Annotated in this window: 25 protein-coding genes and 1 pseudogene; 9 read left to right on the top strand and 17 right to left on the bottom strand. The window is 63.0% G+C overall.

Going from position 1 to position 24,867, the window contains the following annotated elements:
* Nucleotides 1-173 precede the first annotated feature (173 nt).
* From LB529_RS13050 to LB529_RS13010, 9 genes are all read right to left on the bottom strand, one after another.
* Nucleotides 174-722 (bottom strand): hypothetical protein, encoded by a 549-nt coding sequence (locus LB529_RS13050; protein WP_224711294.1) that lies wholly within the window; start codon nt 720-722, stop codon nt 174-176.
* 504 nt (nt 723-1,226) lie between these two features.
* Entirely contained in the window at nt 1,227-1,619 is a 393-nt protein-coding gene (locus LB529_RS13045; RefSeq protein ID WP_224711293.1) for a RidA family protein, read from the bottom strand.
* A gap of 219 nt (nt 1,620-1,838) precedes the next feature.
* Nucleotides 1,839-2,393, bottom strand: coding sequence for a DUF4142 domain-containing protein (locus tag LB529_RS13040; protein ID WP_224711292.1), 555 nt, complete (start codon nt 2,391-2,393; stop codon nt 1,839-1,841).
* 114 nt (nt 2,394-2,507) lie between these two features.
* Nucleotides 2,508-3,263, bottom strand: coding sequence for a DUF899 family protein (locus tag LB529_RS13035; RefSeq protein ID WP_224711291.1), 756 nt, complete (start codon nt 3,261-3,263; stop codon nt 2,508-2,510).
* Nucleotides 3,264-3,379: 116 nt separating this feature from the next.
* A complete protein-coding gene (locus LB529_RS13030; protein WP_095766599.1) occupies nt 3,380-4,204 on the bottom strand; it encodes a carbohydrate ABC transporter permease in 825 nt (274 codons plus the stop codon).
* Nucleotide 4,205: 1 nt separating this feature from the next.
* Nucleotides 4,206-5,120, bottom strand: a complete 915-nt coding sequence (locus LB529_RS13025) for a carbohydrate ABC transporter permease (protein WP_224711345.1) — start codon at nt 5,118-5,120, stop codon at nt 4,206-4,208.
* 23 nt (nt 5,121-5,143) lie between these two features.
* The gene (locus tag LB529_RS13020) at nt 5,144-6,400 is read right to left on the bottom strand and encodes an ABC transporter substrate-binding protein (RefSeq protein ID WP_224543123.1); all 1,257 of its coding nucleotides are present in this window, start codon (nt 6,398-6,400) and stop codon (nt 5,144-5,146) included.
* A 421-nt stretch (nt 6,401-6,821) separates the two neighbouring features.
* Entirely contained in the window at nt 6,822-7,319 is a 498-nt protein-coding gene (locus LB529_RS13015) for a GNAT family N-acetyltransferase (protein ID WP_224543124.1), read from the bottom strand.
* Nucleotides 7,320-7,354: 35 nt separating this feature from the next.
* The gene (locus tag LB529_RS13010) at nt 7,355-8,398 is read right to left on the bottom strand and encodes a transglycosylase SLT domain-containing protein (RefSeq protein WP_224711290.1); all 1,044 of its coding nucleotides are present in this window, start codon (nt 8,396-8,398) and stop codon (nt 7,355-7,357) included.
* Nucleotides 8,399-8,563: 165 nt separating this feature from the next.
* Here LB529_RS13010 and LB529_RS13005 point away from each other — a divergent pair, with 165 nt between their 5' ends.
* Nucleotides 8,564-9,133, top strand: coding sequence for a methylated-DNA--[protein]-cysteine S-methyltransferase (locus tag LB529_RS13005; RefSeq protein ID WP_224711289.1), 570 nt, complete (start codon nt 8,564-8,566; stop codon nt 9,131-9,133).
* A gap of 21 nt (nt 9,134-9,154) precedes the next feature.
* Here the strand turns inward: LB529_RS13005 and LB529_RS13000 are convergent, their stop codons facing one another.
* Nucleotides 9,155-9,481: a hypothetical protein gene (locus LB529_RS13000; protein WP_140838556.1), complete on the bottom strand. Its 327-nt coding sequence runs from the start codon at nt 9,479-9,481 to the stop codon at nt 9,155-9,157.
* A gap of 278 nt (nt 9,482-9,759) precedes the next feature.
* Between LB529_RS13000 and LB529_RS12995 the strand changes: the two genes are divergently transcribed.
* Complete coding sequence (locus tag LB529_RS12995) at nt 9,760-9,972, top strand: cold-shock protein (RefSeq protein ID WP_027168154.1); 213 nt, start codon at nt 9,760-9,762, stop codon at nt 9,970-9,972.
* A 332-nt stretch (nt 9,973-10,304) separates the two neighbouring features.
* Here the strand turns inward: LB529_RS12995 and LB529_RS12990 are convergent, their stop codons facing one another.
* The 3 genes from LB529_RS12990 to LB529_RS12980 form a co-directional block, all read right to left on the bottom strand.
* On the bottom strand, nt 10,305-10,913 hold the full coding sequence (locus tag LB529_RS12990; RefSeq protein ID WP_224711288.1) for a glutathione S-transferase family protein: 609 nt from the start codon (nt 10,911-10,913) through the stop codon (nt 10,305-10,307).
* A 188-nt stretch (nt 10,914-11,101) separates the two neighbouring features.
* On the bottom strand, nt 11,102-11,962 hold the full coding sequence (locus LB529_RS12985; protein ID WP_140838560.1) for an EAL domain-containing protein: 861 nt from the start codon (nt 11,960-11,962) through the stop codon (nt 11,102-11,104).
* The gene (locus tag LB529_RS12980; protein ID WP_224711287.1) at nt 11,959-12,861 is read right to left on the bottom strand and encodes an EAL domain-containing protein; all 903 of its coding nucleotides are present in this window, start codon (nt 12,859-12,861) and stop codon (nt 11,959-11,961) included. The genes LB529_RS12985 and LB529_RS12980 overlap by 4 nt, the downstream gene beginning before the upstream one ends.
* Before the next feature lie 219 nt (nt 12,862-13,080).
* Here LB529_RS12980 and LB529_RS12975 point away from each other — a divergent pair, with 219 nt between their 5' ends.
* Nucleotides 13,081-14,283 (top strand): pyridoxal phosphate-dependent aminotransferase, encoded by a 1,203-nt coding sequence (locus LB529_RS12975; protein WP_224711286.1) that lies wholly within the window; start codon nt 13,081-13,083, stop codon nt 14,281-14,283.
* A 55-nt stretch (nt 14,284-14,338) separates the two neighbouring features.
* Here LB529_RS12975 and LB529_RS12970 read toward each other — a convergent pair whose 3' ends face one another.
* Entirely contained in the window at nt 14,339-14,734 is a 396-nt protein-coding gene (locus LB529_RS12970) for a cupin domain-containing protein (protein ID WP_224711285.1), read from the bottom strand.
* Nucleotides 14,735-15,032: 298 nt separating this feature from the next.
* On the opposite strand from LB529_RS12970, the gene LB529_RS12965 reads away from it, so the two are divergent.
* Nucleotides 15,033-16,562 (top strand): putative bifunctional diguanylate cyclase/phosphodiesterase, encoded by a 1,530-nt coding sequence (locus LB529_RS12965; RefSeq protein WP_224711284.1) that lies wholly within the window; start codon nt 15,033-15,035, stop codon nt 16,560-16,562.
* 78 nt (nt 16,563-16,640) lie between these two features.
* A pseudogene (locus tag LB529_RS12960) lies at nt 16,641-16,799 on the top strand (aspartate transaminase); the annotation flags it as partial.
* A 9-nt stretch (nt 16,800-16,808) separates the two neighbouring features.
* Here the strand turns inward: LB529_RS12960 and LB529_RS12955 are convergent.
* Entirely contained in the window at nt 16,809-17,387 is a 579-nt protein-coding gene (locus LB529_RS12955) for a methyltransferase family protein (protein WP_224551624.1), read from the bottom strand.
* A gap of 122 nt (nt 17,388-17,509) precedes the next feature.
* On the opposite strand from LB529_RS12955, the gene LB529_RS12950 reads away from it, so the two are divergent.
* The 3 genes from LB529_RS12950 (at nt 17,510) to LB529_RS12940 (ending at nt 22,018) form a co-directional block, all read left to right on the top strand.
* Nucleotides 17,510-18,367, top strand: coding sequence for an alpha/beta fold hydrolase (locus LB529_RS12950; RefSeq protein ID WP_224711283.1), 858 nt, complete (start codon nt 17,510-17,512; stop codon nt 18,365-18,367).
* Between the two features lie 320 nt (nt 18,368-18,687).
* Nucleotides 18,688-20,736 (top strand): elongation factor G, encoded by a 2,049-nt coding sequence (locus LB529_RS12945; RefSeq protein WP_224711282.1) that lies wholly within the window; start codon nt 18,688-18,690, stop codon nt 20,734-20,736.
* A 784-nt stretch (nt 20,737-21,520) separates the two neighbouring features.
* The gene (locus LB529_RS12940; RefSeq protein WP_224711281.1) at nt 21,521-22,018 is read left to right on the top strand and encodes a methyltransferase family protein; all 498 of its coding nucleotides are present in this window, start codon (nt 21,521-21,523) and stop codon (nt 22,016-22,018) included.
* Nucleotides 22,019-22,164: 146 nt separating this feature from the next.
* Here LB529_RS12940 and LB529_RS12935 read toward each other — a convergent pair whose 3' ends face one another.
* Nucleotides 22,165-23,061 (bottom strand): LysR family transcriptional regulator, encoded by an 897-nt coding sequence (locus tag LB529_RS12935; RefSeq protein WP_095766582.1) that lies wholly within the window; start codon nt 23,059-23,061, stop codon nt 22,165-22,167.
* A gap of 71 nt (nt 23,062-23,132) precedes the next feature.
* Nucleotides 23,133-24,107: a thioredoxin-disulfide reductase gene (trxB, locus tag LB529_RS12930; RefSeq protein ID WP_095766581.1), complete on the bottom strand. Its 975-nt coding sequence runs from the start codon at nt 24,105-24,107 to the stop codon at nt 23,133-23,135.
* A 274-nt stretch (nt 24,108-24,381) separates the two neighbouring features.
* Here trxB and LB529_RS12925 point away from each other — a divergent pair, with 274 nt between their 5' ends.
* Nucleotides 24,382-24,858: an Lrp/AsnC family transcriptional regulator gene (locus tag LB529_RS12925; protein ID WP_040989590.1), complete on the top strand. Its 477-nt coding sequence runs from the start codon at nt 24,382-24,384 to the stop codon at nt 24,856-24,858.
* The last annotated feature ends 9 nt before the right edge of the window (nt 24,859-24,867 follow it).

Below are 24,867 nucleotides of genomic sequence, written 5' to 3'. Positions count from 1 at the left end.
ATTGCTCCCGTAGCCGGTCAAATTTGCTTGGGGCGTGCAAATCGGCTATCTATTTGAAGGTCTGGAAAAGTTTCAGATAGGTGGAGGCCGCTGGTCTTAGGTATGGACCCTACTACCAGCGGCCCCAGGTACCTCGGCAAAGCCGAGCAAGATTCTCCGTTTGGACGGGAGAATCAATCAGATATTGCCATGGCTCGCACGACATTTGCAATCTTATTCGCCTCAGCACTTGTCAAATCAAACGGCAATCCTTGGATTTGAATTGTCAAGTTCTGCCGGATCGGTATTGGAAGCACCGATACGCTGGCCGGCGGAGCTATCACAGCGGGGACGACCGATCGAGCAGCCGGCCGCTCCCCGGATCCTTGCCCGGCCCTTTGGCGCTCCCCTGTCTTTCGGGCGCCAGCCACCCCTCCGACCTTGAACGTCATAGGGTTATCCTGATAATTTAAAAAATCTTCGACCGACGTTTTAATCCGGCTTTTGTAAGTATTGAGGCTCCCGGGCGTATAATCGCTGCCGGCGATATTCGAGAATCTATGCATCAAATGATCGAGATCAACGTTGGTTAAATCGGCAGCTTCGGTTTCATCAAGCAACGCAAGGACTTTTCCTGCCGCAGCCTTTCTGGCGTTGGCAGTGGTCTTATTGAGCAAGCCCTTTCTCGCTAGGTAATCCAAAAACTCTAGCAAGGCCTCGCGCGATCTGGGTTTCACATCCATTTGCAGCCTCCTGTCGCCAATCTTAATGACTGACCTTCGTGTCAAAGTCAACATACACAGTGTCAAAATTGATGATTTTTTTTGAAACTTGCTATTTAATTGAACAGCAGGGCGGCGCAATCTGGAGTCCATAACATTTGATCGTTCGGAGACGGTCTCGGAGCATAAGCCAGAAGCACAACACGCGAGCACCACGCCGCTTGTGATCGGCATCCAGCGGCGATCAATTCGAGGTCGCATAATGGCTGCCGTCGATCTCGACGATCAGAATGGCTTCAGCACATAGAACGGCAATAAGCCGCCCAAGCATAAATGACGACGGAATTTGACCCTGCGAAGCCTCTATCCTCAGCTTCGGTCGGTGAACGCGGGAGCGATCGAAGGAAGCACCATTTGGCGGTGAGACACGTTGGCAGGACATGGCACAGTGGGAAATAAATGATATGGCGTCTCTGAAGGACCTATCATCCGTCGCCTAGCATTTCTCCCACAGGGGGGAAACGCTCACGCCACCGCCACACACTCAATCTCAATATCAAACTCCATCGGCCACGAAGCCACCGGCACGAAACTCCGCGCCGGCGGGTTGGTCGAAAAATACTTTGCGTAGACGCGGTTGATGGCGTTGTAGAAGCCGGAATTGACGGCGTAGATGCGCACCATCACCACCTTGTCCAGCGAGCTGCCGGCCGCTTCCAGGCAATGTTTCAGCGCCTTCAGCGACGCCTCGGTCTGCGTTTCGATGTCGCCGCGCACCATCTCGCCCGTCACCATGTCGACCGGCGGCGTCGCCGAGATGAACACGAAGCCGTTGGCCCGCACCGCCGTCGAGCACGGCAGGCCAAGCGAGCGCACTTTCGCCGACATCACGGGCACTTCGATGACTTCCTTATCCATGGCGGTCCTCCCTTTGTTTTGGCGGGAGCTTATCGGGGCAGCGGGGGAACGCCAGCGGTTTCCCTTCCCCCCTTGTGGGGGAAGGTGGATCGGCGCGCAGCGCCGAGACGGATGAGGGGTGTTCCAGCGGAGTGAGACGTCGGCATTCCCTGGAGCACCCCTCATCCGGCCGCTTCGCGGCCACCTTCTCCCACAGGGGGAGAAGGCAAGTGCGCCCCCTCACTGATGCGCCACCGCCAGTTCCTTCACATGCTTCTCGTGCATCTTGAGCGCCGGCAGCGTCTTCTTGGCGAATTCCTTCATCGCCGGGTCGTCGCCGGAATTGGCATAGGTGGAAAACAGCGCCACCGCATCCTTATGCGCGTCGGCCTGCATCTTGATGTATTTGGCATCGAATTCCTTGCCGCTCGCAGCCTTCAAGTCGTCGAGCAGCTGCTGCTCCTTAGGCTGCAGGGCGGGGCCGGCGGGCTTGATCGACGCGGTGGTCTGGCCCTGGCTCAGCGCCGTCTTGAAATCCTCGGCCGCCTTGCTGTGATCCTTGATCATCTGCGCGGCGAAAGCCTTGACGTCGGCCGAGCCCGACTTCTCTTGCGCCAGCTTGCTCGACTGGATCTCGAATTCGTTGGCATTGGGCACCGTCGTGACGAAGGTTTGGGTGTCGACCTTGTTCTCGGCCACCATCGGTCCCACGGCGTCTGAGTTGTCCGACTGGGCGAACGCGGCGGGCACGCCGGCAAGAAGCGCGACGGCGACCAGGGGCAGCAGCGTTTTCATCTCGATCTCCGATCCGAAACAGCCCCTCCGCCTTCCCCAACGCGGCACCGGCCCCAGGGTTGCCTAAGAGGTTGCCTCGAAAGGAAGCGCACGGGCCGGGGGCCCGCGTCGCCATCAATGGCAGTGCGCGCCGGGGGCGTACCCGGCATATTGCAGCTGCTCATGCCAGTTCGGCCGGCCTTCGGGCGTGAAATCCATCAGGTTCCACAGGATCTCGCAGGTGCCGATGCCGCGCGGGTCCTGTCCCGGGTCTGATGGCGCGAAGTCTAGCTCCGACGACCAGAAATGCCGGATGCCGTCACCATCGCGGTGGAACACCGAAAGCAGCGGTATCTGCGCCCCCTCGGCCGTTTCGGAGTTGTAGTCGCGCTTGAAAGCGTTGCCGGCCGACGAGACGAGCCGCATGTTTTTCCAGCCGCGGTCGCGGCCGAGCGCTACCAGATTGTCGAGCGCGGTCTTCGCCACCACGGCAAAGTTGAAGCCCGCCGCTTCGAGATGGCCGATCGCGCCGTCGAACTGGTCGAGCAGCGCCGTGCAAGACGGGCATGGCTGGTCCTGCCGGGCAAGCTTCGCCGTCTCGCCGCCTTTCGCCACCTCGCGCGTCTCCTGCGGATGGCGCGGGAACATCATCTGATAGAGGATCAGCGTATCCTTGCTCGGCGCGAACAGGTCCGACAGCTTGACTTTCGCCGGCCTGCCTTCGCCGTCCAGGGCGTCGAACACATAGTCCTGCGGCACCAAACCGCCCGGCGGCAAAGCGCGCCTTGCCTCCGCCACCGCTTCCATGGCGCGGCGCAGCTCGATTTCCTTGCGCAGCAATTTTTCGCGCGCGGTGCGATATTTGGCGGATTCATTGGGAAAGGTGATCATGATCGTCTCCTGGCGCCGGCGTCCCGGCGCGGGTTGCTATACGATCCAAGGACGGCTCGCCGCGACCTGATCCGACATTTCGGCACACGCTTTCCGGTCACTTTCTCGCGTCGCATCTAGCCTTTGACGCCGCCAGCCGTGAGACCCGAGACAATCCTGCGCTGGAAGACGAGCACCAGCACCACCAGCGGCACGGTGACGATCACCGAGGCGGCCATGATGTTGCCCCACGGAATCTCGAACTGCGAATTGCCGGAGAGCAGCGCGATCGCCACCGGCACGGTGCGCTGCGTGTTGGTGGAGGTGAAGGTGAGCGCGAACAGGAACTCGTTCCAGGCGCTGATGAAGGCAAGCAGCCCGGTAGTGGCGAGCGCCGGCCACATCAACGGCAGGAAGATGCGCGTGAGAATGGTCCACGGCCCGGCGCCGTCGATGATCGCCGCCTCCTCGATCTCGACCGGCAGGTCGCGCACGAAAGTGGTGAGCACCCAGACGGTGAACGGCAGCGTGAAGATCATGTAGGATAGGATCAGCGCCAAGAGCGAATTGTAAAGATGCAGCGCCCGGATGATCTCGAACAGCCCGGCAAGTGCCGCGACCTGCGGAAACATCGACACCGACAGGATGGCCAGCATCAGCGCCGAGCGCCCGCGGAAACGAATGCGCGCCAGCGCATAGGCCGCGGTGACGCCGAGCAGCAGCGAGACCGCGACGACCGCGCCGGAGACGATCAGCGAATTGACGAGATTGCGCAGGAAGGGACCTTCGGTCAGCACGTTGCGGTAATTGGCAAGGCTGAACGATTGCGGCCAGAGGCCCGCCTGGAACAGTTCTGTTCCCGATTTCAGGCTGGTGACGATGGCGTAGTAGAACGGAAACACCGCGACGAAAACGATCGCCAGGAGCAGCAGGTAGAAGCCGGCGCGCTTCAGCATCTTCATGTCAGCGCCCTCCCTCGAAACTCAGCCGGCCGATGCGGATATAGGCGATGGTGAGCAGGCCGATGATCAGGAAAAGCAGCGTCGAGGCGGCCGAGCCATAGGCGAACTTGTCGAACTCGAACAGGTTCTCGCGCGCGAAGATCGACATCGACTTGGTCTGCGCATTGTTGGGCGTCAGCACATAGATCAGGTCGAAGATGCGCAGCGCGTCGAGCGCGCGGAAGATCACCGCCACCATCACCGCCGGCCGGATCAGCGGCAAGGTCACCCGCCAGAAGATCTGCCACGGGTTCGCGCCGTCGAGCTTCGCCACCTCGAGGATCTCGCGCGGCAGCATCTGCAGGGCCGCCAGGATCAGCAGCGCCATGAACGGCGTCGTCTTCCAGATGTCGACGATCAGCACGGCGATCATCGCGGTGTCGGCATTGGCGGTCCAGGCGATCTTGGCGTCGATCAGGCCGAGATTGAGAAGCGCGACATTGATGATGCCGAACTGGTCGTTGAGCATCCACTGCCACATCTTGGCCGAGACGATGGTCGGGATCGCCCAGGGAATGAGGATGGCGGCCCGCACGATGCCGCGTCCCGGGAATTCGGTGTTGAGCGCAAGCGCCACGATCATGCCCAGCACCGTCTCGCAGGCCACCGAAACCACGGCAAAGCGCACCGTGTTCCACACCGCGCGCCACCAGACCGGATCGACGAGCAACCCGTCATAGAGCAGGCGGCCGCTCGGCAGGCGCAGCACCGAAAAGTAATTGTCGAAGCCCACCCATTGCCGCGCGTCGATGTCCGCCAGCGAAGCATCGGTGAAACCGTAATAGACCGTGCGCAGGAACGGCCAGCCAGCGACGGCGGCGAGCACGAGAAGCATCGGCGCAAGGAACAGCCAGGCCGTGCGCACGCGCCGGCGCATCAGCGGCGATCGCCTTGCCGCGCTCACCAGCCCTTGCCTTTCAGCCTGGTCAGCCTCGCGCCGAGATCGGCCAGATTCTCGGCGGCGGCGCCCTGGCCGGAGATCGTGTCGTGCACGGCAGTCCAGAACTGGCTGGATGCCTCGTTGTACTTGATCCTGGCGGTTGCCGACGGCCTTGGCTGCGCGTTGAGAAAAATCTCTTTCCAGCGCGGCACGATCGGCTGCTGCCGGGCGATGTCGGGGTCGTCATAGAGCGCCGGGATGGTCGGCAGGTTGGACGTTCTCAGCGTCCGGTATTTCTGCATCTCGCGCGACGCGATGAACTTTACCAGCTCGATCGCCTCGTCTGGATGTTTCGAATATCTGGACACCGCAAGGTTCCAGCCGCCCAGCGTGGCGACCGGCCGCCCGCCTTCGCCGGCCGGCAGCGGCGCCACGTCGAACTTGCCCTTGATCGGCGAATTCTCGCTGTTGCCCAGCGCATAGGCGTATGGCCAGTTGCGCATGAAGACGGCATTGCCGGTCTGCCAGACGCCGCGCGTTTCTTCCTCCTGATAGGCGAGCACGCCCGGCGGCGCTATCGTGCCGATCCAGCCCTTGACCATGTCGAGCGCCGCGGCCGCCTTTGGATTGTCGATGGAGATTTCACCGTCCGGTTCGATGATCCGACCGCCGCCATTCGACATCACCCATTCGAGCGCATTGCAGGTCAGACCCTCATAGGCGTTGCCCTGGAAGACGAAGCCCCAGATGTCCTTGTTGCCGGCCTGTCGCTCCTTGTTCATCACGAGCTTCGCGGTATCGGCCAGTTCCTTCCAGGTGGCCGGCACCTTGGCGCCATATTTGTCGAGCAGATCCTTGCGGTAATAGAGCGCCGGCGCGTCGGTGAAGATCGGCAGCGCGACCAGCCTGCCGTTGACCGTCTGCGATTGAATGATCGACGGGAAATGCTCTCCCACCACATCCCTTGTCGCCTTGGTCAGGTCGACCAGCTGGCTGGCAAGCTGCGGCGCCCAGATCACGTCGGTCTGATAGATGTCGATATCGCTGCTGCCGGCGGCGAGCCAGAGCCGGTACTGGCCGAACTGGTCGGTGGTCGAAGGCGGAATGACGACGATATCGACCTTGTTGCCGCTCTTCTTCTCGTAACGATCGAGTATCTCGCGCAGCACCTTGATGCCGTTGCCGGTATCGCCCGACACGATCGACAGTTCCACGGCTCGCGCTTGAACAGCGCCGAGCAGGATGCCGGCGGCCAGGAATGCTGAAACGAACTTCACGGGATTGCGGACCTCCCTGCGCGACCGGCGACGCATAGGTCGCGGCTCATCAAGGCCCCTGCGTTGAATGCGCGACGCCGCTTAGGGTTCCCGCGTTGTGCGTGGTCGACCGGGCCAGCAGGTCGGTGAAGCCGATCTCGGTGGCTCGCCGCGTCGGCGGCCCGTTCCGTCCGCCTCGCTTCACGCAAAGCGGACGGGCTCCGAAACCCCCGCCCCGGAGCCCGCCTGGGAGTGGCTGACGCATGCCGGCACAGCCTCCTCCGACGCCTTGCCCGCGTCGATCCGCCGATCGGCCGCCCGGCACGACGACGAATTAGCATGCCCTAACGTCAGCCTATGTGAAGGAGTTCACAATGTCCGGGCGCAGGCGATTGCAACGCCGCGCCGGGAGCCTCCGATCCGGCCCGCCGCGCTTTGGGTGTCAGCCTTCCCAGTCGACCGGGATCATGCCGAGCCGCTCGTAGAGCCTGAAGGCCGCGGTGTTCTTCACAATATTAGTCTTGAGATCGACATGGGTCGCCCCGCGCTCGCGAAAGGTCAGGAACACCTGCCGCATCAGCGCCTCGCCGAGGCCCTGCCGTCTCGATTCCGGATGGACGGCGAGATCCTTGACGAAACCGGATGTCCAGCAGAGCGCCGCGCCCGCCAGCAGCCCCTTGCCGTCGATCGCCAGGAAACAGAGAGCGGGATTGAACTCCGCATCGCCGGCAATGCGCGGCCACCACTCGTCGAACGGCCCGTCGGCGCCGTCATCGAACACCTCTTCCAGCAGCGCGTGCAAGGCTGGCGCGTCCCGGTGCTCGAACGCGCGCATGACGAAACCCTGCGGCCAGTGCGGCGCGGTGAGCGTGTCGTCGAGCAGCTTGCGCAGGCGGATGTCGTTGGCAGCCGGCGGACGGGGAATTGTGTTTTCATGCATGGCGCTGTCTCGAAACGCCGCGCGGGACCGTCCGCTCAGGCGTCGGGTGGCAGGCGGTGCCGCTTGCGGTCGGAGCCAAGCCCCGTCGCCTCGAGCAGGCCCTTGCGCTTGGCGTCGTAGTAGTAACCGGTCTGGTAGAGCGTATCGGCCCGCTTAGCGTTGCCGCCCGAAACCAGCCAGGCGCCGCGCAGATATTTCACCGCGTATTTGAGGTTGGTCTCGGCGTCGAACAGGCCGGCCGCCGGCCCGTCATAGCCCATGCCGCGCGCCGTCGCGTGCTTGATCTGCATCAGCCCCCAATGGCCATGATTGTAGGCTTTCGGGTTGAAGGTGCTCTCGCGGTTCACGACATGGCGCACGAGCTCGACCGGCACTTCATAGATCGCCGAATATTTCTCGATCAGCCGCTCGATCTCGCCGCGCGGGCCGCTGGCGTGCTGCTCGGGCTGGCCGGGTGCCGCCAGCAGCGCCGGGTTGTCCGGCGCCACATAAGCAACCTGTTGGACCCCCGGCATCGGGGCGACTTTCGCCGATTGGCCGGTGACCGGCATGGCCATGCCCGCGGTCGTATAGACCGCCGCGCGGCTGATCGACGCCGCTTGCTTGATGGATCCAGGGCCGGTCGGCGAGCCGCCGGCCGTCAGCACCGGCGGCGGCGGAAACTGGCCGGCCATCGGCGTCGCTCCCGCGAAAGCCGCAGGCTGAGCCAACGCCGCGGCGGGCGCGCCAGGTTGGACAGGCGGCGGCAACAGCGCGCTTTGCGTCGCAGGCGCGCCTTGCGTCGCGGGCGCGCCTTGCATCGCCAATGCGCTTTGCGTCGCGGGCGCCCCTGGCGTGGTCGCCATGGCGACGGCATCGCCAGCCAGCGCGGCAGTCTGCACCTGCGCGAGGCCAGAAGGCTCCGGCAGCACGGCCACCGTTTCGGGCAGCGCGAGCGTCGGCGTATCATCCGCGACGGCCGGCGTCGAGGCTTCCGCAAGCGCGGGCGCGGCCTTCATCTGCGAGGTCGAGGTACAGCCGCTGAGACCAGCAGCGGCTACGAGCACGCTGAGCGCGGTGAATATGATTTTAGCTGGCAAGCCGTGCGGGTCCGGTTTGTCGGTTGTTAAGGAGTCCTTACACCAGCGATTCACACCCGGCAATCGGGGCCACCCGGCGGTTTTCGGGTGGCGACAACAGGGCCGAAGTGCCATATTGTTCTGGATATGTACTCGTTTTTCGCTGTTTTGCCGAAGGAATACGCCATGAAACCCACATCCCAGATCACGGCCGGCCACGCAGTGTTAGAAACAGTGATCGGCTTCATGGGCATTGCCTGGAGCGAGAAGGGCCTGATCCGGCTTTGCCTGCCGGAGCGCAGCCGCGAAGCGGTCGAGCGCCGGCTGCTTCGCCACCCCGGCGTCTCAGCCTCGACAGACCAGCCGCAATGGGTGGTCGAGCTGATCGCCTCGATCAAGGCCTACGCCGCTGGCGAGGACGTCGACTTCTCCGGCGTGCCGGTCGACCTTGACGGCGTCGATGACTTTCGCCTCGCTATCTACGATGCCGCGCGCAGGCTCGGCTTCGGCGAGACCACCACCTATGGCGAACTGGCCAAACGCGCCGGCCATGCCGGGCTTGCCCGCGAGACGGGTGCGGCGCTTGGCGCCAATCCGGTGCCGCTTGTCATTCCCTGCCATCGCATCCTGGCAGCGGGCGGCAAGATCGGCGGCTTCTCCGCCCCGGGCGGCTCGGCCACCAAGGAAAAGATGCTGGCCATGGAAGGCGTTCGCGTCGGCCCGCCGCCGGCCGCGCAGGCCTCGTTCGGGTTCTGAGGCGGAGCCCTTTCACGCCCTTTAATCTTGCAGGAACCGGCGGCGGAAGCGCCGCTCGAAATCCGGGCGCTTGCAGACATAGACCATGCAGGACCTGGTGTCGGCGCTCGGCACGTAGGCGCGCGCCCTCACTTCGCCCGCGTTGCAGAAACGCTCGTCGCGCACATAGCGATCGTAGAGCGGCAGCCCCGGCACGCGCGTCGACTGGTAGCGCAGGATGACGGCGCCCTGTCTGGCGATCGTCGCCTGCACCCGGTCGCAGCTCATGCGCGTCGGATCGTAGCGCGTCACCGCCTGCGCTTCCGCGGCCAGCAGCAGGAAGCAGGCGGCAAGCAGAATGGCTTTCATGGCTTCTCTCCTCGGAAGGGCAAGCATCCCATCCCTCCACAACGCGGCACCGCTGTCAAAACTTCCATGCTTGTATTCCGCTCGATCCGGGATGCGGGGCAGCGTCCAGGCAACCCGTCTTGTTTTCTTGCTCAAACTATCCTATATCCGCAGCATTGAATTTGGCCGATCGATCGGGCCGCGATCTTCGCGTTTGCTGACGTCTATCTCCAAAATTTCGATACCGCCGGCCGGACGTTGGTCCGGTCAAACAAAAGCAAATGTGAAGGGCATTCTATATGGCAACTGGTACGGTCAAGTGGTTCAACGCCACCAAGGGCTACGGCTTCATCCAGCCTGACAATGGCGGCGCGGACGTTTTCGTCCACATCTCCGCTGTCGAGCGCGCTGGCATGACGAGCCTGGCTGAAGGCCAGAAAATCAACTTCGAGATCGAGCAGGACCGCCGCACCGGCAAGTCCGCTGCTGGCTCTCTTAGCAAGGCAGCCTGATTTGGCTTAAGCATTTTGCGGCAGGCTTTACGGCCAGCGGCGCAAAATGCGACTAAGTAAGGCGCGCACCGGGCGAAGGTTCGGGGCGCGCGGCAAGTCACGGATGTACTGACGGTCGCGCGAGAAGCGCGCCGGAGCGAAAAGACCCGACAAGCTGGAACAGCAGATAGCTGCCGGCCCGGACCAGACGCTCCCGATCAGGCTACCGGCAGAGGAAGGCGGGCATTGCCCGCCTTTTTTGTTGTCTGGATTTTGGCGAGTTGCCTCCTTCTCCCCCGTTCACGGGGAGAACGAAGCTGTCCCCCAGCCTTTCGCCGATCGCCGGCGCTGTCTTAAGGCACCCACTCGATCGGCACATGCCCCTTATCCGCCTCGACGCGCTTCAGCCAGGCGGCGACCGCCGGATAGGCGTCGAGCTGGAAGCCGCCCATCCCGGCGGTGTGGGTATAAGCGTATAAGGCGATGTCGGCGATGCTATAGGCGTTGCCGGCGAAAAATTCGTTCCGCTCCAGATGCTGGTTCATCACGCCGAGCGCCTTGTTGCCTCGCTCCAGCGTCTGCGCCAATCGTTCAGGCGTGGCGTCCTTCGCCCGTTCCGGAAAAGTCAAAAGCGCCTTGCGCACCGCGATATAGGGCTCGTGGCTGTATTGCTCGAAGAACAGCCATTGGTAAGCCAGCGCGCGTTCATATTTGTCGGCGGGCAGGAAGCGCGTGCCTTCGGCAAGATAGAGCAGGATGGCGTTGCTCTCGGCGATACGCCTGCCGTCGTCGAGCTCGAGCATCGGCACCATCGCGTTCGGATTCTTGGCGACGTAATCTGGTTTGCGCGTCTCGCCGGTATGCGAGCTCACCTCGACCCGGGTGAAAGGAATGCCGAGCTTGGCCATCAACAGCCGCGGCTTATAACAATTGCCGCTGTCGGCCATGTCGTAGAGGATCATCGCACATACCTCGCGCGTCGCCTGAAGCTCATTTCAGCACGGCTCTAACGCGCCCAGGCGAGACCATCCAGTGATTTGTTTTCAAGAAGAACCATCAGCGGCGCTGATATTTTTTCGCTGCATCAGCGATGCTGATGCGCCTTTTGGATCGAGCATCAGCGATGCTGATGCGCCTTTTGGATCGAGCATTAGCGATGCTGATGCAGGGGCACGACCTTGTTGCCGGCGTCGATGAGAGCGTCGATGGAAAGCGGTTCTTCCTTGAAGACCGTGCCGGCGAGCGCCGGGCGGGCGAGATGGAAGCCTTGCAGCAGGTCGACGCCGCCCTCGAGCGCGACGCGCAGGTGCTGTGCATTCTCGATGCCCTCGACCAGCACTTTGGCGCCGCGCTCGTGCAGCATCGCCACCAACGGCCGGAAGAAGCGTTCGGCGGCGGCATGGCGGCAGAGCTCGCCAAACCAGGCGCCGTCGATCTTGACGATGTCGGGTGCGAGCAGATCGATTCGCGCTTCGGTCGAATGCCCCGTACCGAAATCGTCGATGGCGATGCGGATGCCGTCGCGCCGCATTTCGCGCACCAGGCTGGCAAGAACCTGGTCATCGGCTGCCTGTTCGGTGATCTCGCAGACCAGCAGGCTGGGCTCGAGCTCCAGATCGCCGAGATGCCTGGTCATCAGCCGGATCTCGGCGAGCGCCCGTCCGAGATGGTCGTTGATGGTCGGATTATAGTTGAAGAACAGCGTCAATCCCTCGACGCCGATGTTGCGGTAATTGCCGAGATGCAGCATCCGGCACATCGTTTCGACAAACAGAAGGTCGGACGCGGGAATGCTGCCGAAGAAGACCGAAGCGGCTACCGGCTGCGCGACGCGGCGCGGCTCGATCAGCCCCTCGACGGCGACGGCTCTGAGCACCCTGCCCTCCGGCGCGAAGATCGGCTGATAGGCGCTCCACAGCCGGTACTCGCCATAGACGCCGAACTGGAGGCCGATCTCGTCGGCGAAGATCGCCTCGGCGACGTTGCGCCGCCTGTCTGATTGTCCGCTCATGGCGCGACCTTGCGCCCGAACACCCTTGCCGGCCGTCCGTGCAGCGTTGGGGCCGCCGGGCTTGCGGCGGCCTGTGCCTTGCTGTCTTCGCTCGAAGGCTGCTGCGCGCCCTTGCCGAAGACGCGAAAGCTGGTGGGGGCAAGTTCCGGCCGGGCAAGCACGTAGCCCTGCACCATGGAGGCGCCGGACCTCTCGGCGAGTTCCAACTGCCAGCCTTCCTCGATACCTTCGAAGACGGTGCGGATGCCCTGGTTCTCGAAACTCTGCACCATCGCCGTCAGCAAGGCGAAGCCGGCGCCGGACTCCATCAGATGGGTGATCCAATTCGCATCGAATTTGACGATGTCTGGCTTGAGTTCCTTGATCCTATTGATGTCGGAATCATCGGCGCCATAGTCGTCCACCGCGATGCTGAAGCCATTGGCCCTCAGCGCCTCGACAAACCCGTAGAGCGCTTCCTGCGAAGCCGATTTCTGCTCGGTGACCTCGCAGACGATGCGGCGCGGATCGATGCCGGCTTCATGCAGCACCAGCCGCATGTCGCGCAGGGCCTTGTCGGCGATGTGGCGATCGGTGAAGACCGACGGGTCGAAATTGACGAAGATGGAGGCCTCTTGCGGCAGGCAGGCGCCGGCGTTCAGAAGATGCAGCGTGCGTGTCAGCGCCTCGATATGCAGCCGGTCGGCTGCCGGGCAGGTGCCGAAAAATGTCCCCGGCGACTGCGGCTCGCCATCGCGGAACGGCCGGATCAGCCCTTCGAAAGCGACGACCGAGAGCTTGCCCTGCTTGAAGGCGAAGATCGGCTGGAACGCGCTCTGCAACGTATAGATGCCCCAGACACCGGTCGAGGTGCCGTCATCATGACGGATGATGTGGGCGAGCCCGATGCTGCGCGACAAGGTTTCTCGCTCCGCGAATAGTCGCAATCCGATCTGCGATCCTGCCAGCCAAGGGTTTACCGGCCGTTGATGAATTTAGCGTTGCCGCTCACGCAGGCTGACTTTGGTCACGCCTCCTTGACCTCTGGCTCATCGCACAATGCTTGCGCTCCGCGCCATGATGCGACATGAGAGGCGCCGCGGCCGCTCCTGGCCGCTTTTCCTAGGAGACACTTCGTCATGGCCTTTCTCGCCGACGCCCTTTCCCGCGTTAAGCCTTCCGCGACCATCGCGGTGACGCAGAAAGCGCGCGAGCTGAAAAATGCCGGCCGTGACGTGATCGGACTCGGCGCCGGCGAGCCGGACTTCGATACGCCCGACAACATCAAGAATGCGGCGATCGACGCGATCCGCCGCGGCGAGACCAAATATCCGCCGGTTTCCGGCATCGTGCCGCTGCGCGAGGCGATCGCGAAAAAATTCAAGCGCGAGAACAATCTCGACTACCGGCCGGAGCAGACCATCGTCGGCACCGGCGGCAAGCAGATCCTGTTCAACGCCTTCATGGCGACGCTGAACCCGGGCGACGAAGTCGTCATCCCGCGCCCCTACTGGGTGAGCTATCCCGAAATGGTGGCGATCTGCGGCGGCACGTCGGTCTTCGCCGACACCTCGATCGACAACGGCTTCAAGCTCACGCCGCAAGTGCTGGAAAAGGCGATCACGCCGAAGACCAAATGGCTGCTGATGAACTCGCCGTCGAACCCGTCGGGCGCCGCCTACACGGAGGCCGAGCTGCGGGCGCTGGCCGACGTGCTGCTCAAGCATCCGCATGTCTGGACCTTAACCGACGACATGTATGAGCACCTGACCTATGGCGATTTCGTCTTCAAGACCATCGCCGAGGTCGAGCCGAACCTCTATGAGCGCACGCTGACCATGAACGGCGTATCGAAAGCCTATGCCATGACCGGCTGGCGCATCGGCTATGCCGCCGGCCCGGTGCCGCTGATCAAGGCGATGGACATGATCCAGGGCCAGCAGACCTCGGGCGCCTGCACCATCGCGCAATGGGCCTCAGTCGAGGCGCTCAACGGCCCGCAGGATTTCATTGCGAAGAACAAGGCGATCTTCCAGGGCCGGCGCGACCTTGTGGTCTCGATGCTCAACCAGGCGCGCGGCATCTCCTGCCCGTCGCCGGAAGGCGCCTTCTACGTCTACCCGTCCTGCGCCCAGCTGATCGGCAAGAAGACCAAGACGGGCAAGGTGATCGACAATGACGAGGCCTTCTGCTCCGAACTGCTGGAGGCCGAAGGTGTCGCGGTGGTGTTCGGCTCGGCCTTCGGCCTCGGACCGAACTTCCGCATCTCCTACGCCACGTCGGATGCCTTGCTGGAAGAAGCCTGCACGCGCATCCAGCGCTTCACCGCGTCGCTGACCTGATCGGCCAGCCGGCAAGAAGAACCCGGCGCCGCGCCGGGTTCTTCTTGGACGCCGATCAGCCGCCATATTGCTCCTCGGAAACCTGCTCCAGCCAGTCGGCGTGGACGCCGTCCAGCGCCTCCTGCATGGCGATGTGTGTCATGGCGGTTTTCCGGCCGGCGCCATGCCAGTGTTTTTCGCCCGGCGCGAAGGAAACGACATCCCCTGCCCTGATCTCCTGCACGGGGCCGCCCCAGCTTTGCGCCAGGCCGGCGCCGGCGGTGACATAGAGTGTCTGTCCAAGCGGATGCGTGTGCCAATGGGTGCGCGCGCCGGGCTCGAAGCTGACCAGCGTCGCCCTGAGCCGCGCCGGCGCCTCTTTCTCGATGATCGGCGTCTGCAGCACCCGCCCGGTGAAATATGTCTTCGGCACGATGATCGTCGGCACGCTGCCGCACGCAATGAGCTTCATCGTTCAGATCCTCTCGAACAAAGCGCCCCGCGCGGCGTCTCACGCGGTAGTTTCACCTCGTCGGGAGACCGTTGCAACTGGCTTTGAGCCGTTGCCGGGCGGCAACCTCGATTTCTCATTCGCGCAGCGGGCGGATTGCAGCATTAGAATGTCAGAGAACCGTCACAAATAGTTGCTTTTTAACCATAAAATCGCGATCTCCACTCAGAAGCAAAGGAATAGATCCAGGCAGCGGCCAAGCTCAGCGTTTCTTAACGGCTGAGGTCCTAGCCATGTCGCGTGCTGTGGGGGCGCGGACATGAGTATCTTGGCGACAATCAAAGATCACAGCGGCCGTATCTATCGCGGCATCCAGGCGTTGCTCGTGATGAGCATCGCCGCCACCGGGCTTGCGGCTTTCGCGCTGACGGAGAACGCCTCCCGCGCCGGCGCGCTCGCGGTGTCGGTGACTTCGACCTTAATGGCGCTTCTGGTGTTGATGTATATGCGCTCGAACGTCGTCCAGCGCCTGCAATCGGCGGCGGACGCCGAGGCCGAGAAACATCGCTTTCTCACTGTCGATGCCATGACAGGCGCCATGACCCGGCGCTACTTCATCGAAGCGTTGGGCGATTGGCTGAGCGGCTCGCGCAATCGCCGCCAGGCAAGCCTGCTTTTGATCGACCTCGATCATTTCAAGCAGCTCAACGACACGTTCGGCCATCAGTTCGGCGATCTGGCGCTGGCGCATCTGGTCGCGGAAGCGCAGCGCATCTTCGAGGACGGCGTCATCGGCCGGCTCGGCGGCGACGAGTTCGGCATCATGGTTCCGCATGGCGACGTCGCCAGTATCGGCAAGGACGCGCGCCGGCTGCTGCATGCGATGCGGGCCGGCAAGAGACATGAAGGCAAGATCATTCCCCTGTCGATCTCGGTGGGCGTCGCGCTCGCGCCGTTGCACGCTTCGAACGGCACTGAATTGATGCTGCTGGCCGATCTCGCGCTCTACGAGAGCAAGGCGGGCGGCCGCGGCCGCGTCACCGTTTTCGACGAGGAGATGCTGTCTGACAAACGCTATCGCCGGCTGGTGGAACGCGAGCTGCGCGCCGCAATCTATCTCGGCGAATTGGAACTGCACTACCAGCCGATCGTCGATCCCGACGGCTCGGTCGACGCACTGGAAGGATTGATCCGCTGGCGTCATCCCGTGCGCAGCTTGATCTCGCCGTCGGAATTCATCCCGATCGCCGAGCGTTCGACGCTGATCGACATGATCGGCGAATGGGTCTTCAAGCGGGCCTGCGCCGATATCGGGCATTTTCCCGGACGGCGCATCTCGATCAACGTCTCCGGCGAGCAGCTGAAGCGCGACGAGATCGTGACGATGTGCGACCGGGTCCTGCGCGAGACCGGCCGGTCCGCGTCGCAGTTCATCATCGAGATCACCGAGACGGTAGCGACGGCCGCGACGCCCGAGGTTCTCAGGCGCCTCGAGGCACTGCGCGGCCTCGGCTTCCACATCGCCCTCGACGACTTCGGCACCGGCCATTGCGGCTTCAACTACCTGAAGTCGCTGCCCATCGACAGCGTCAAGATCGATCGCTCCTACATCCGCAGCCTCGCCCACGACCAGGTGGCGCAGATCTTCGTGTCTGCGCTTGCCCAGATCGCCCGCATCCAGGACATCGCCATCGTCGCGGAAGGCGTCGAAACCGCGGAGGAATTCGCGCTTGCCCGGACGGCCGGCTGCAGCCGCTTCCAGGGCTATTTCTTCGGCAGGCCGGCGCCGCGCGACAAGGCAAGCGCGTTATGTGCCGCCGCCCGCGAACCGCTCGCCCTCACAGCCTAACAAGCAAAAATGGCGGCCTGCTGAACCCAAGCCGGCGAACGTCCTATTTTTCTTGCCCTCCGACAAACCCGTGTGACGATGGCTTTGGGAAGAGGTGAAACCCTGAAAAATGCCGGTCGTGACGTGATCGGCCTCGGCGCCGGCGAGCCGGACTTCGATACGCCCGACAACATCAAGAACGCGGCGATCGAGGCGATCCGCCGCGGCGAGACGAAATACCCGCCGGTCTCCGGCATCACTTGTCGGCTACCACCCCAGCCGCGGCCAGAACAGGCCGGCTCGACCGCGATAGGCCTGGTAATCGCCCGCCAATGGCGTCCGCGAAAATTTCTTTTCTTCGCCCAGCGCCGCAACCACATAGAGTACGGCGATCCCGGCGACCGGCACCACCGCCCAGATCGACCAGGTCGCGATCCCCCATCCAATCCAGAAGATGATGTATGACGAGTAGAAAGGGTGGCGGATGTAGCGATAGGGGCCACCGGTCAGCAGGCTGTGCGGATTATCGGGCGCGAAGGCGAAGTGCAGCCGCGCCTTCCGCGAGGTGACGATCGCCCACCAGAAGAGGGCAGAGCTTGCCAGTTCGACGGCGAGCCCGGCGAGCTTTGCCGGAACCGGCTGCGATTGGATCCACAGGATGGCGAGAAAGAAAAAAGTCGTGGCAATCACCGCTGCCGAAATCACCATGGCGCCTGGAAACATGGCCTGCAATTGGAAATGCGCCCGCATCGACCAGACATATTGGCCAATGGTCGCGATGCTGCAAATCGAGACAAGAAGATCGAGGAGTGGTTCCATCGTGGGGGTTTCCGCCGGTGCTGCCATCCAGCCGGTAGCTACGCCGGCCGCTTATTTCCAAGAACCCTCTCTTAACCACATGCTTAAAGAAGATATAGAGCCCCGGATGCGATGTTGGCCACCAGCCACATCCGAGGATCTAATCCAGCATGAGCGTCACTGACCGCACAATCCGTACGCCGCAGGCTGATTTGCGCCTCAGCCAGTCGTCTGGTTCCGGCATGCCCATCATCATGATCCACGGCTCGGGCAGTTCGCGCGCCGTCTTTGCGCGTCAGTTTGACAGTCCGCTCGCCGATGCCCACCGGCTGATCGCTTTCGACCTTCCCGGCCATGGCGACTCCTCCGATGCTCGCGACCCGGCCGCAACCTATACGATCACCGGCCTCGCCCAGATCACAGCCCGCCTTCTCGATGCCCTCAACATCGGCCACGCCATCATCTTCGGCTGGTCGCTTGGCGGCCATGTAGCGATTGAACTTGCCAGCTTCCATCACGCGGTGAACGGTCTGGTGTTGACCGGGGCGCCGCCGGTGTCGAGGGGGCCGCTCGGCATGCTGCGTGGCTTTCATGCCAACTGGGACATGCTGCTCACCTCCAAGAAAGTTTACTCCGAACGCGACATCGAGCGCTTTGAGGCGTTTTGCTTCGGCGGCAGCGCAAGTCCGTCTTTCCGCGAGGCCATAAGGCGCACCGACGGCAGGCTGCGCTCGGGCGTGGCGTTCGGCATGTTTGCCGGCAAGGGCGCCGACCAGAAGCAGGTGGTCGAGAATGCCCCCTTCCCGGTCGCGGTGATCAATGGAGAGCATGACCCGCTTGTGCGGCTGAGCTACTTCGAGACAGTGGCCTACGCCTCGCTGTGGGAACGGTGCCATGTCATATCCGGCGCCGGCCATGCACCTTTCTGGGAAAAGCCGGACCTGTTCAATCCGCTGCTGTCACGCTTTGCGGAGAGGGTAGTGAAGCAGAGCGCAGCCATGCCGGTGCGCCGAACCGAGGCCGGCTGAGCCTTTATTGACATCTTCCGATTCCGGCTTCTCGCGGACGGCCCAATTGGCAGGTGCCGGCTTGGCTTTTAGCGGCTGCGGTCTTGCCCTCACGGCCTGACGAACAGGAGATGGCAGCCTGCCTAAACCAAGCCGGCGAACATTCTATTTTCCTTGCCCTCCCGTCGAACCCGTGTGACGATGGCTTTGGGAAGAGGTGAAAACCCGCCCGCGACGGCCGAACAGGCCGGCCGCCGCTCTGCACAGGGTGCGATCGGACGCAAACCGGTTTCCACTTTTGCTGATCGCTCCTTGGGAAACGCCTGAGTGGAGGTTCAGCCATGGGTACTCGCGCCGGAGGACGACGCACGGGACCGAAATGCATTGCCATAGTCGGTCCCTTCGCAAGCGGTAAAACGACACTTCTCGAAGCCATCCTCGCCCGCACGGGCGCCATTCCCCGCCAGTCACCAGTTTCATCGGGCAACACCGTTTCCGACCATTCGCCGGAGGCACGCGCCCACGCCATGAGCGTCGAGGCGACCTTCGCCACCACCGATTTCATGGGCGAGCAGATCACTTTCGTCGACTGTCCCGGCTCCATCGAATTCGCCTTCGAGGCCGAACCCGTGCTTGCCGCTTGCGACCTCGCGGTCGTCGTCGCCGAGGCCGATGAGAAGAAGATCCCGGCGCTGCAGCTCATCATGCGCAAGCTCGACGATCTCGCCATTCCGCGCATCCTGTTCCTCAACAAGGTCGACAAGGCGGTCGCGGGCGTGCGCGAGACGCTGAAGATGCTGCAGCCGGCAAGCTCGGTGCCGCTGCTGCTGCGCCAGATTCCGGTGCGCAAGGACGGCATCGTCATCGGCTCGATCGATCTGGCGCTGGAACGCGCCTACATCTATCGCGAATATGCCGAGAGCCAGGTTGCCGAGATCCCGAACGACGACAAGGCGCGCGAGCTGGAAGCCCGTTTCTCCATGCTGGAGACGCTCGCCGACCATGACGATCACCTGATGGAGCAGTTGCTGGAGGAGATCGAGCCGCCGAAGGACGCTATCTTCGACGATCTCTCGGCCGATCTGCGCGCCGGCGCGGTGACGCCGGTGCTGATCGGCACGGCCGAGAAGGGCAACGGTGTGCTGCGCCTGTTGAAAGCCATCCGCCATGACGCGCCGGATGTCGAGGCGACGCGGAAGCGCCTTGGCGCGCCGGACGGCCAGACGGTAGTGCAGGTGATGAAGACCATTCACACCGCGCATGGCGGCAAGCTTTCGGTGTCGCGCGTGCTCTCGGGCCAATTGGCCGACGCAGCCGAGCTCTTCCTTTCCAACGGCGACACGGCGAAGATTTCCGGCATCTACAGGATGCTCGGCAAGGACCAGTCGAAGCTGACATCCGCCAGGGCGGGCGACACGGTTGCGCTCGGCAAGCTCGACAACGTCAAGACCGGCCAGACGCTGAGCTCGGCCAAGGGCGGCATCCGGCCATTGGTCACGCTGGAGCCGCCGCAGCCGGTCTTCGCCTTCGCGCTTCGCCCCAAGGAGCGCAAGGACGAGGTCAAGATGTCGGCGGCGATCCAGCGGCTTGCCGAAGAAGATCCATCGCTCAGCCTGCGCCACAACCAGGACTCCGCCGAAACCGTCCTGTCTGGGCACGGCGAGATGCATCTGCGCGTGGTGCGCGAGCGCCTCGAAGGCAAGAACCAGATCCCGATCGAGGGCCATACCCCGGCGGTGCCTTACCGGGAGACGATCCGCAAATCGGCGCAACAGCGTGGCCGCCACAAGAAGCAGTCCGGCGGCCACGGCCAGTTCGGCGACGTGGTGATCGAGATCAAGCCGCTGCCGCGCGGGTCCGGCTTCCAGTTCTCCGACACCATCACCGGCGGCGTGGTGCCGAAAACCTATATCCAATCGGTGGAGACCGGCATTCGCGACTATCTGAAGACAGGCCCGCTCGGTTTTCCGGTCGTCGATGTCGCCGTCAATCTGTCGGATGGTTCCTACCACGCGGTCGATTCCTCCGACATGGCCTTCCAGATGGCGGCGAAGCTCGCGATGAAGGAAGGCATGGCCGCCTGTTCGCCGGTCCTGCTTGAGCCGATCATGAAGGTCGAGATCGTCACGCCCTCCGACGCGACCTCCAAGATCATCGCGCTGATCCCGCAGCGGCGCGGCCAGATCCTCGGCTATGATGCAAGGCCCGACTGGCCCGGCTGGGACGTCGTCGAGGCGACCATGCCGCAGGCCGAAATCGGCGATCTGATCATCGAGCTGCGCTCGGCGACCGCCGGCGTCGCCAGCTACAAGGCCACTTTCGATCACATGGCCGAGCTCACCGGCCGGCTAGCCGACGAAGCGATGAACGCCAACGGCAAAGCGGCCTAGAGCAATTCCGAGAAAAGTGTGAGCGGTTTTCCGTCCGGAATTGCGTAAGAACAAGGAGATAGTGCGGTTCGCCATTTCCGTGAAACGGTGAAACGCACGAGCAGGTCGACCTGCTGGCAGGCTTCTGTTGGAGATATGAAAGCGGCGTCCGGATGATCCGGACGCCGTTCCTATTGCGGACCGTTCTCCTGGGAGGCAACGGCTGGTCCGCCGCATCTGTAAAAAGGTTCGGACGCGGTGCTTGCCTGAGCCCGGTCTTTCGAGTGATGCCCCCATCTCCCGAACCGACCAACCGCGTCCTATCGTCTACTTAAACGATAGAGTGGGTCTGCGACATGTTACCCGATGTTACATGTCACTGTTACGCGGTGGATTCAGTCGTTTTCTTGCCGGCTCGAAGGCATGCGGGCAACAAAAAAGCCGGATCAATAAAGATCCGGCTGAGTTTGATTGGAAGTGCCGATTAAGGCTAACCTCCAGAGGGGAACACTCGAGGGCGCTAATGGGAGGAGAACGCGCCCCGGAGATGCGACTATATATGTGCTCATCATGCCCAAGAAACAAGCATCTATTTTGCAACACACGCATGCAAAAAGACGCAGGCTGTGGTCCAACCTGTTCCTCGAAGCCATAGGACCAGAAAAGTCGCCGATTCCGACGCGTTTCCGACGCTAAAGCGACTGCTTAAAAGCAAACCGAGCCGATTTTGCTCAGAAATATGCGAGTCGGCGAAATGATGTCGATTTCGGCAGGCCGAGTTTATTTTTACGGCAGGGGATCGATGATGCGAACTTTTTCAGCAATCGCCGGCAGCGCGCTGTTCCTGGTCGCAGCGCCGGGCGTCGTCGCCGGCTTGGCGCCGTGGCTGCTGACCGACCATTATCGCAAACCTCTGTCGGCTCTGCCGGGCTTCGTGCCTGTGGGCTCGATTCTTGTGATCGGAGCGGCCGCCATCCTCCTTCATGCCTTCGCCCGCTTTGCCCTCGAGGGCCTGGGCACGCCCGCTCCCGTGGCGCCGACCGAGAAACTGGTCGTCGGCGGCGTCTACCGCCATGTGCGCAATCCCATGTATGTGGCGGTGTTGTCGATCATCCTCGGCCAGGCGCTGATCTTTTCGAGCTGGGCGGTGCTGGTCTACGGCCTCATCGCCGCGGCGGCGATGATCTCCTTCGTCAAGCTCTATGAAGAGCCGACGCTCGCCAACCGCTATGGCGAAGAATACGAGGTCTACCGCCGCGCCGTGCCCGGCTGGCTGCCGCGCCTGAAACCCTGGCGCGGATAAGCCGCCCTTTCCGAGAGGGGTGCCGATATTCAGGTCAGGCCGAGTCGAGAACGGTAGGCTCCGAGAACCGGAACGGAGCGTACTTCAGTACGTGAGTACCGGAAGCGCAGGAGCCTGCCGTTCGCAGGCCTGCCTCACCTGAATATTCAGTAAGACCAGCTGCGCGCCTTGGCGATGATAAAGTCGCGAAACACGTGCAGCTTCGCCTGGTTCTTCATCGCGTCGGGATAGGCGAAATAGGTGTCGAAGGACGGCACCTCGGTCTCCGGCAGCAGCTGCACCAGGTTCGTGTCCTTGTTGATTACATAGTCCGGCAGCATGGCGATGCCGGCGCCGCCCTGCACTGCCCGCTTGATCGACAGGATGTCGTTGATCTGCAGCGTCGGCACCCGCTGCCCGCCCTCGAAATCGCCGACCGTCTCCAGCCAGTTCAGCTCCGACAGATGCGAGGGCACCGGCAGGCCGAAAGTGACGATGCGGTGGTTCCTGAGCTCGGCGATCGAGGCCGGCCTGCCGAACTTGGCGATATAGGACGGCGCCGCGTAAAGGTGGAAATGCACCGTGAACAGCCGGCGCTGGATAAGGTCGGGCTGCTGTGGCTGGCGCAGCCGGATCGCGCAATCGGCCTGGCGCATGGTGAGATCGAGCTCCTCATTGGCCAGGATCAGCTGCAGGCTGATCTCGGGATAGAGCTCAATGAATTCCTGCACGCGCTCGGTCAGCCAGCCGGCGCCCAGGCCGACCGTGGTCGTCACCCTGAGCACGCCCGACGGCCGATCCTTGGTCTCTGTGAGCCGCGTCTTGATGGTTTCCAGCTTCATCAGCACGTCATGCGCCGTGCGGAACAGCATCTCGCCCTGCTCGGTCAGCACCAGGCCGCGCGCATGGCGGTGGAACAGTGCTACGCCGACATCGTGCTCCAGCGCGCTGACCTGCCGCGAAATGGCCGATTGCGACAGATGCAGCGTCTCGGCGGCATGGGTGAACGACCCAGCCTCCGCCGCTGCGTGAAATACGCGTAGCTTGTCCCAGTCCAGCGCCATGATTCCCCTCGCGTTGTCTTTGGCGTCTGAATGAAAAATCAGGCTTTTAAACGGCTCTTTTCAGCCGATTGTCATTCCGCCGCTTCGCGGTGAACCTCGATGCCCGCCAGATATTTTTCCGCCTCGAGCGCCGCCATGCAGCCAAGCCCGGCCGCCGTCACCGCCTGGCGGTAGACGTCGTCGGTGACGTCGCCGGCGGCGAACACGCCGGGCACGTCGGTGCGGGTGGAATCGGGCGCCGTCCACAGATAGCCGTTCGGCTTCTGCTTCAGCTTGCCCGCGAAGAGCTCGACCGCCGGCGCATGGCCGATGGCGACGAACACGCCGTCGACCGGCAGCTTCGATTCCTGGCCGGTCACCACGTTGCGCAGCGTCAGGCCCTCGACCGAGGGCGGCAGCGGCGCCTTGCCCGGCCGTCCGGTGATCTCGTCGACGACCGTGTCCCAGATGACGCGGACATTGTCCCTCTTGAGCAGCCGCTCGCGCAGGATGCGCTCGGCGCGGAAATCGCCGCGCCGGTGGATGACGGTGACGCTCTTGGCGAGGTTCGACAGATAGAGCGCCTCCTCGACCGCCGAATTGCCGCCGCCCACCACCGCGACGTCCTTGCCGCGATAGAAGAAGCCGTCGCAGGTGGCGCAGGCCGAAACGCCGAAGCCCATGAAGGTCTGCTCCGACGGGATGCCCAGCCATTTCGCCTGCGCGCCGGTGGCGATGATCAAGGCGTCCGCGGTGTAGACGGTGCCGGAATCGCCTGTGGCGCGGAACGGCCGCACATTGAGATCGACCTCGGTGATGATGTCGTTGATGATGTCGGTGCCGACATGCTCGGCCTGCTTGAGCATCTGCTCCATCAGCCACGGACCCTGGATCGGATCGGCGAAGCCCGGATAGTTTTCCACGTCGGTGGTGATCATCAATTGGCCGCCCTGCTGCAGGCCGGCGACCAGCATCGGCTTCAGCATGGCGCGCGCGGCATAGACCGCCGCCGTGTAGCCGGCCGGGCCGGAACCGATGATGAGAACGGGCGCATGTTTGGTGTTCATGAAAGTCCCCTGCGGCGCGCAGCCGTGGTTTGTCGCGGCTAATGTAAGTGTTGCCCGTAAGACCAGCAAGGCAAGTTGGCTTTCGTCCCCGGAAAGCTTCGTTCCTCGCATATCGGGCATATCGCCGCCCCTCACCGATGCATGTCGTCCGGAGGTATGCGCGGCTCTGGCATCACCGAATGCATCAAAAGAAGGAGAAAATCATCTAAAGGGATGGCCTCCCAGGCGAAACCAAATTACAAAATCGCGAAAGATTCTTGCGCGAAAGCCGTCCATGCCGCTCAAAGCCGATCTCGATGCCATCGACTGGAAGATCCTGCGCGAACTGCAGGGCGACGGCCGCATGACCAATGTCGAATTGTCCAACCGGGTCGGCATTTCGGCGCCGCCCTGCCTGCGCCGTGTCAGGCGGCTGGAAGAGGCCGGCATCATCCGCGGTTACCGCGCGCTGCTGAACGCGCCGGCCCTCGGCATGGATGTCGTCGCCTTCTGCCTGATCGGCCTGCATCATCAGGCCGATGCCGAGCTGAAGACCTTCGCCGAACGCACGCGCGGCTGGCCGATCGTGCGCGATGCCTGGATGGTTTCGGGCGAATCCGATTTCCTGCTGCACTGCGTGGCGAGCGACCTCGGCACCTTCCAGACCTTCGTCATCGAGGAATTGGCATCGGCCCCGAATGTGGACACGGTACGCACCGCCTTGACCATCCGCCGCGTCAAGGACGAAGGGCTGGTGGCTTTTCCAACTTAATGTGCCGGC

This window comes from Mesorhizobium sp. CA5, from assembly GCF_020165105.1.
Taxonomy (GTDB): domain Bacteria; phylum Pseudomonadota; class Alphaproteobacteria; order Rhizobiales; family Rhizobiaceae; genus Mesorhizobium.
The sequence above is the reverse complement of the archived record's forward strand: the minus strand, read 5'-3'. Positions and strand labels throughout refer to the sequence as shown.

Excerpts from the sequence above, each read along its gene's own strand:
- trxB (WP_095766581.1), bottom strand. The coding sequence starts at position 24,107 with ATGAACACCAAACATGCGCCCGTTCTCATCATCGGTTCCGGCCCGGCC.
- LB529_RS12940 (WP_224711281.1), top strand. The coding sequence starts at position 21,521 with ATGCGAACTTTTTCAGCAATCGCCGGCAGCGCGCTGTTCCTGGTCGCA.
- LB529_RS12970 (WP_224711285.1), bottom strand. The coding sequence starts at position 14,734 with ATGAAGCTCATTGCGTGCGGCAGCGTGCCGACGATCATCGTGCCGAAG.
- LB529_RS13050 (WP_224711294.1), bottom strand. The coding sequence starts at position 722 with ATGGATGTGAAACCCAGATCGCGCGAGGCCTTGCTAGAGTTTTTGGAT.
- LB529_RS13000 (WP_140838556.1), bottom strand. The coding sequence starts at position 9,481 with ATGAAAGCCATTCTGCTTGCCGCCTGCTTCCTGCTGCTGGCCGCGGAA.
- LB529_RS13005 (WP_224711289.1), top strand. The coding sequence starts at position 8,564 with ATGAAACCCACATCCCAGATCACGGCCGGCCACGCAGTGTTAGAAACA.
- LB529_RS13045 (WP_224711293.1), bottom strand. The coding sequence starts at position 1,619 with ATGGATAAGGAAGTCATCGAAGTGCCCGTGATGTCGGCGAAAGTGCGC.
- LB529_RS12945 (WP_224711282.1), top strand. The coding sequence starts at position 18,688 with ATGGGTACTCGCGCCGGAGGACGACGCACGGGACCGAAATGCATTGCC.
- LB529_RS12995 (WP_027168154.1), top strand. The coding sequence starts at position 9,760 with ATGGCAACTGGTACGGTCAAGTGGTTCAACGCCACCAAGGGCTACGGC.
- LB529_RS13030 (WP_095766599.1), bottom strand. The coding sequence starts at position 4,204 with ATGAAGATGCTGAAGCGCGCCGGCTTCTACCTGCTGCTCCTGGCGATC.
- LB529_RS12950 (WP_224711283.1), top strand. The coding sequence starts at position 17,510 with ATGAGCGTCACTGACCGCACAATCCGTACGCCGCAGGCTGATTTGCGC.
- LB529_RS12965 (WP_224711284.1), top strand. The coding sequence starts at position 15,033 with ATGAGTATCTTGGCGACAATCAAAGATCACAGCGGCCGTATCTATCGC.
- LB529_RS12955 (WP_224551624.1), bottom strand. The coding sequence starts at position 17,387 with ATGGCAGCACCGGCGGAAACCCCCACGATGGAACCACTCCTCGATCTT.
- LB529_RS13025 (WP_224711345.1), bottom strand. The coding sequence starts at position 5,120 with ATGCGCCGGCGCGTGCGCACGGCCTGGCTGTTCCTTGCGCCGATGCTT.
- LB529_RS12985 (WP_140838560.1), bottom strand. The coding sequence starts at position 11,962 with ATGAGCGGACAATCAGACAGGCGGCGCAACGTCGCCGAGGCGATCTTC.
- LB529_RS13015 (WP_224543124.1), bottom strand. The coding sequence starts at position 7,319 with ATGCATGAAAACACAATTCCCCGTCCGCCGGCTGCCAACGACATCCGC.
- LB529_RS12975 (WP_224711286.1), top strand. The coding sequence starts at position 13,081 with ATGGCCTTTCTCGCCGACGCCCTTTCCCGCGTTAAGCCTTCCGCGACC.
- LB529_RS12925 (WP_040989590.1), top strand. The coding sequence starts at position 24,382 with ATGCCGCTCAAAGCCGATCTCGATGCCATCGACTGGAAGATCCTGCGC.
- LB529_RS12935 (WP_095766582.1), bottom strand. The coding sequence starts at position 23,061 with ATGGCGCTGGACTGGGACAAGCTACGCGTATTTCACGCAGCGGCGGAG.
- LB529_RS13040 (WP_224711292.1), bottom strand. The coding sequence starts at position 2,393 with ATGAAAACGCTGCTGCCCCTGGTCGCCGTCGCGCTTCTTGCCGGCGTG.
- LB529_RS12990 (WP_224711288.1), bottom strand. The coding sequence starts at position 10,913 with ATGATCCTCTACGACATGGCCGACAGCGGCAATTGTTATAAGCCGCGG.
- LB529_RS13035 (WP_224711291.1), bottom strand. The coding sequence starts at position 3,263 with ATGATCACCTTTCCCAATGAATCCGCCAAATATCGCACCGCGCGCGAA.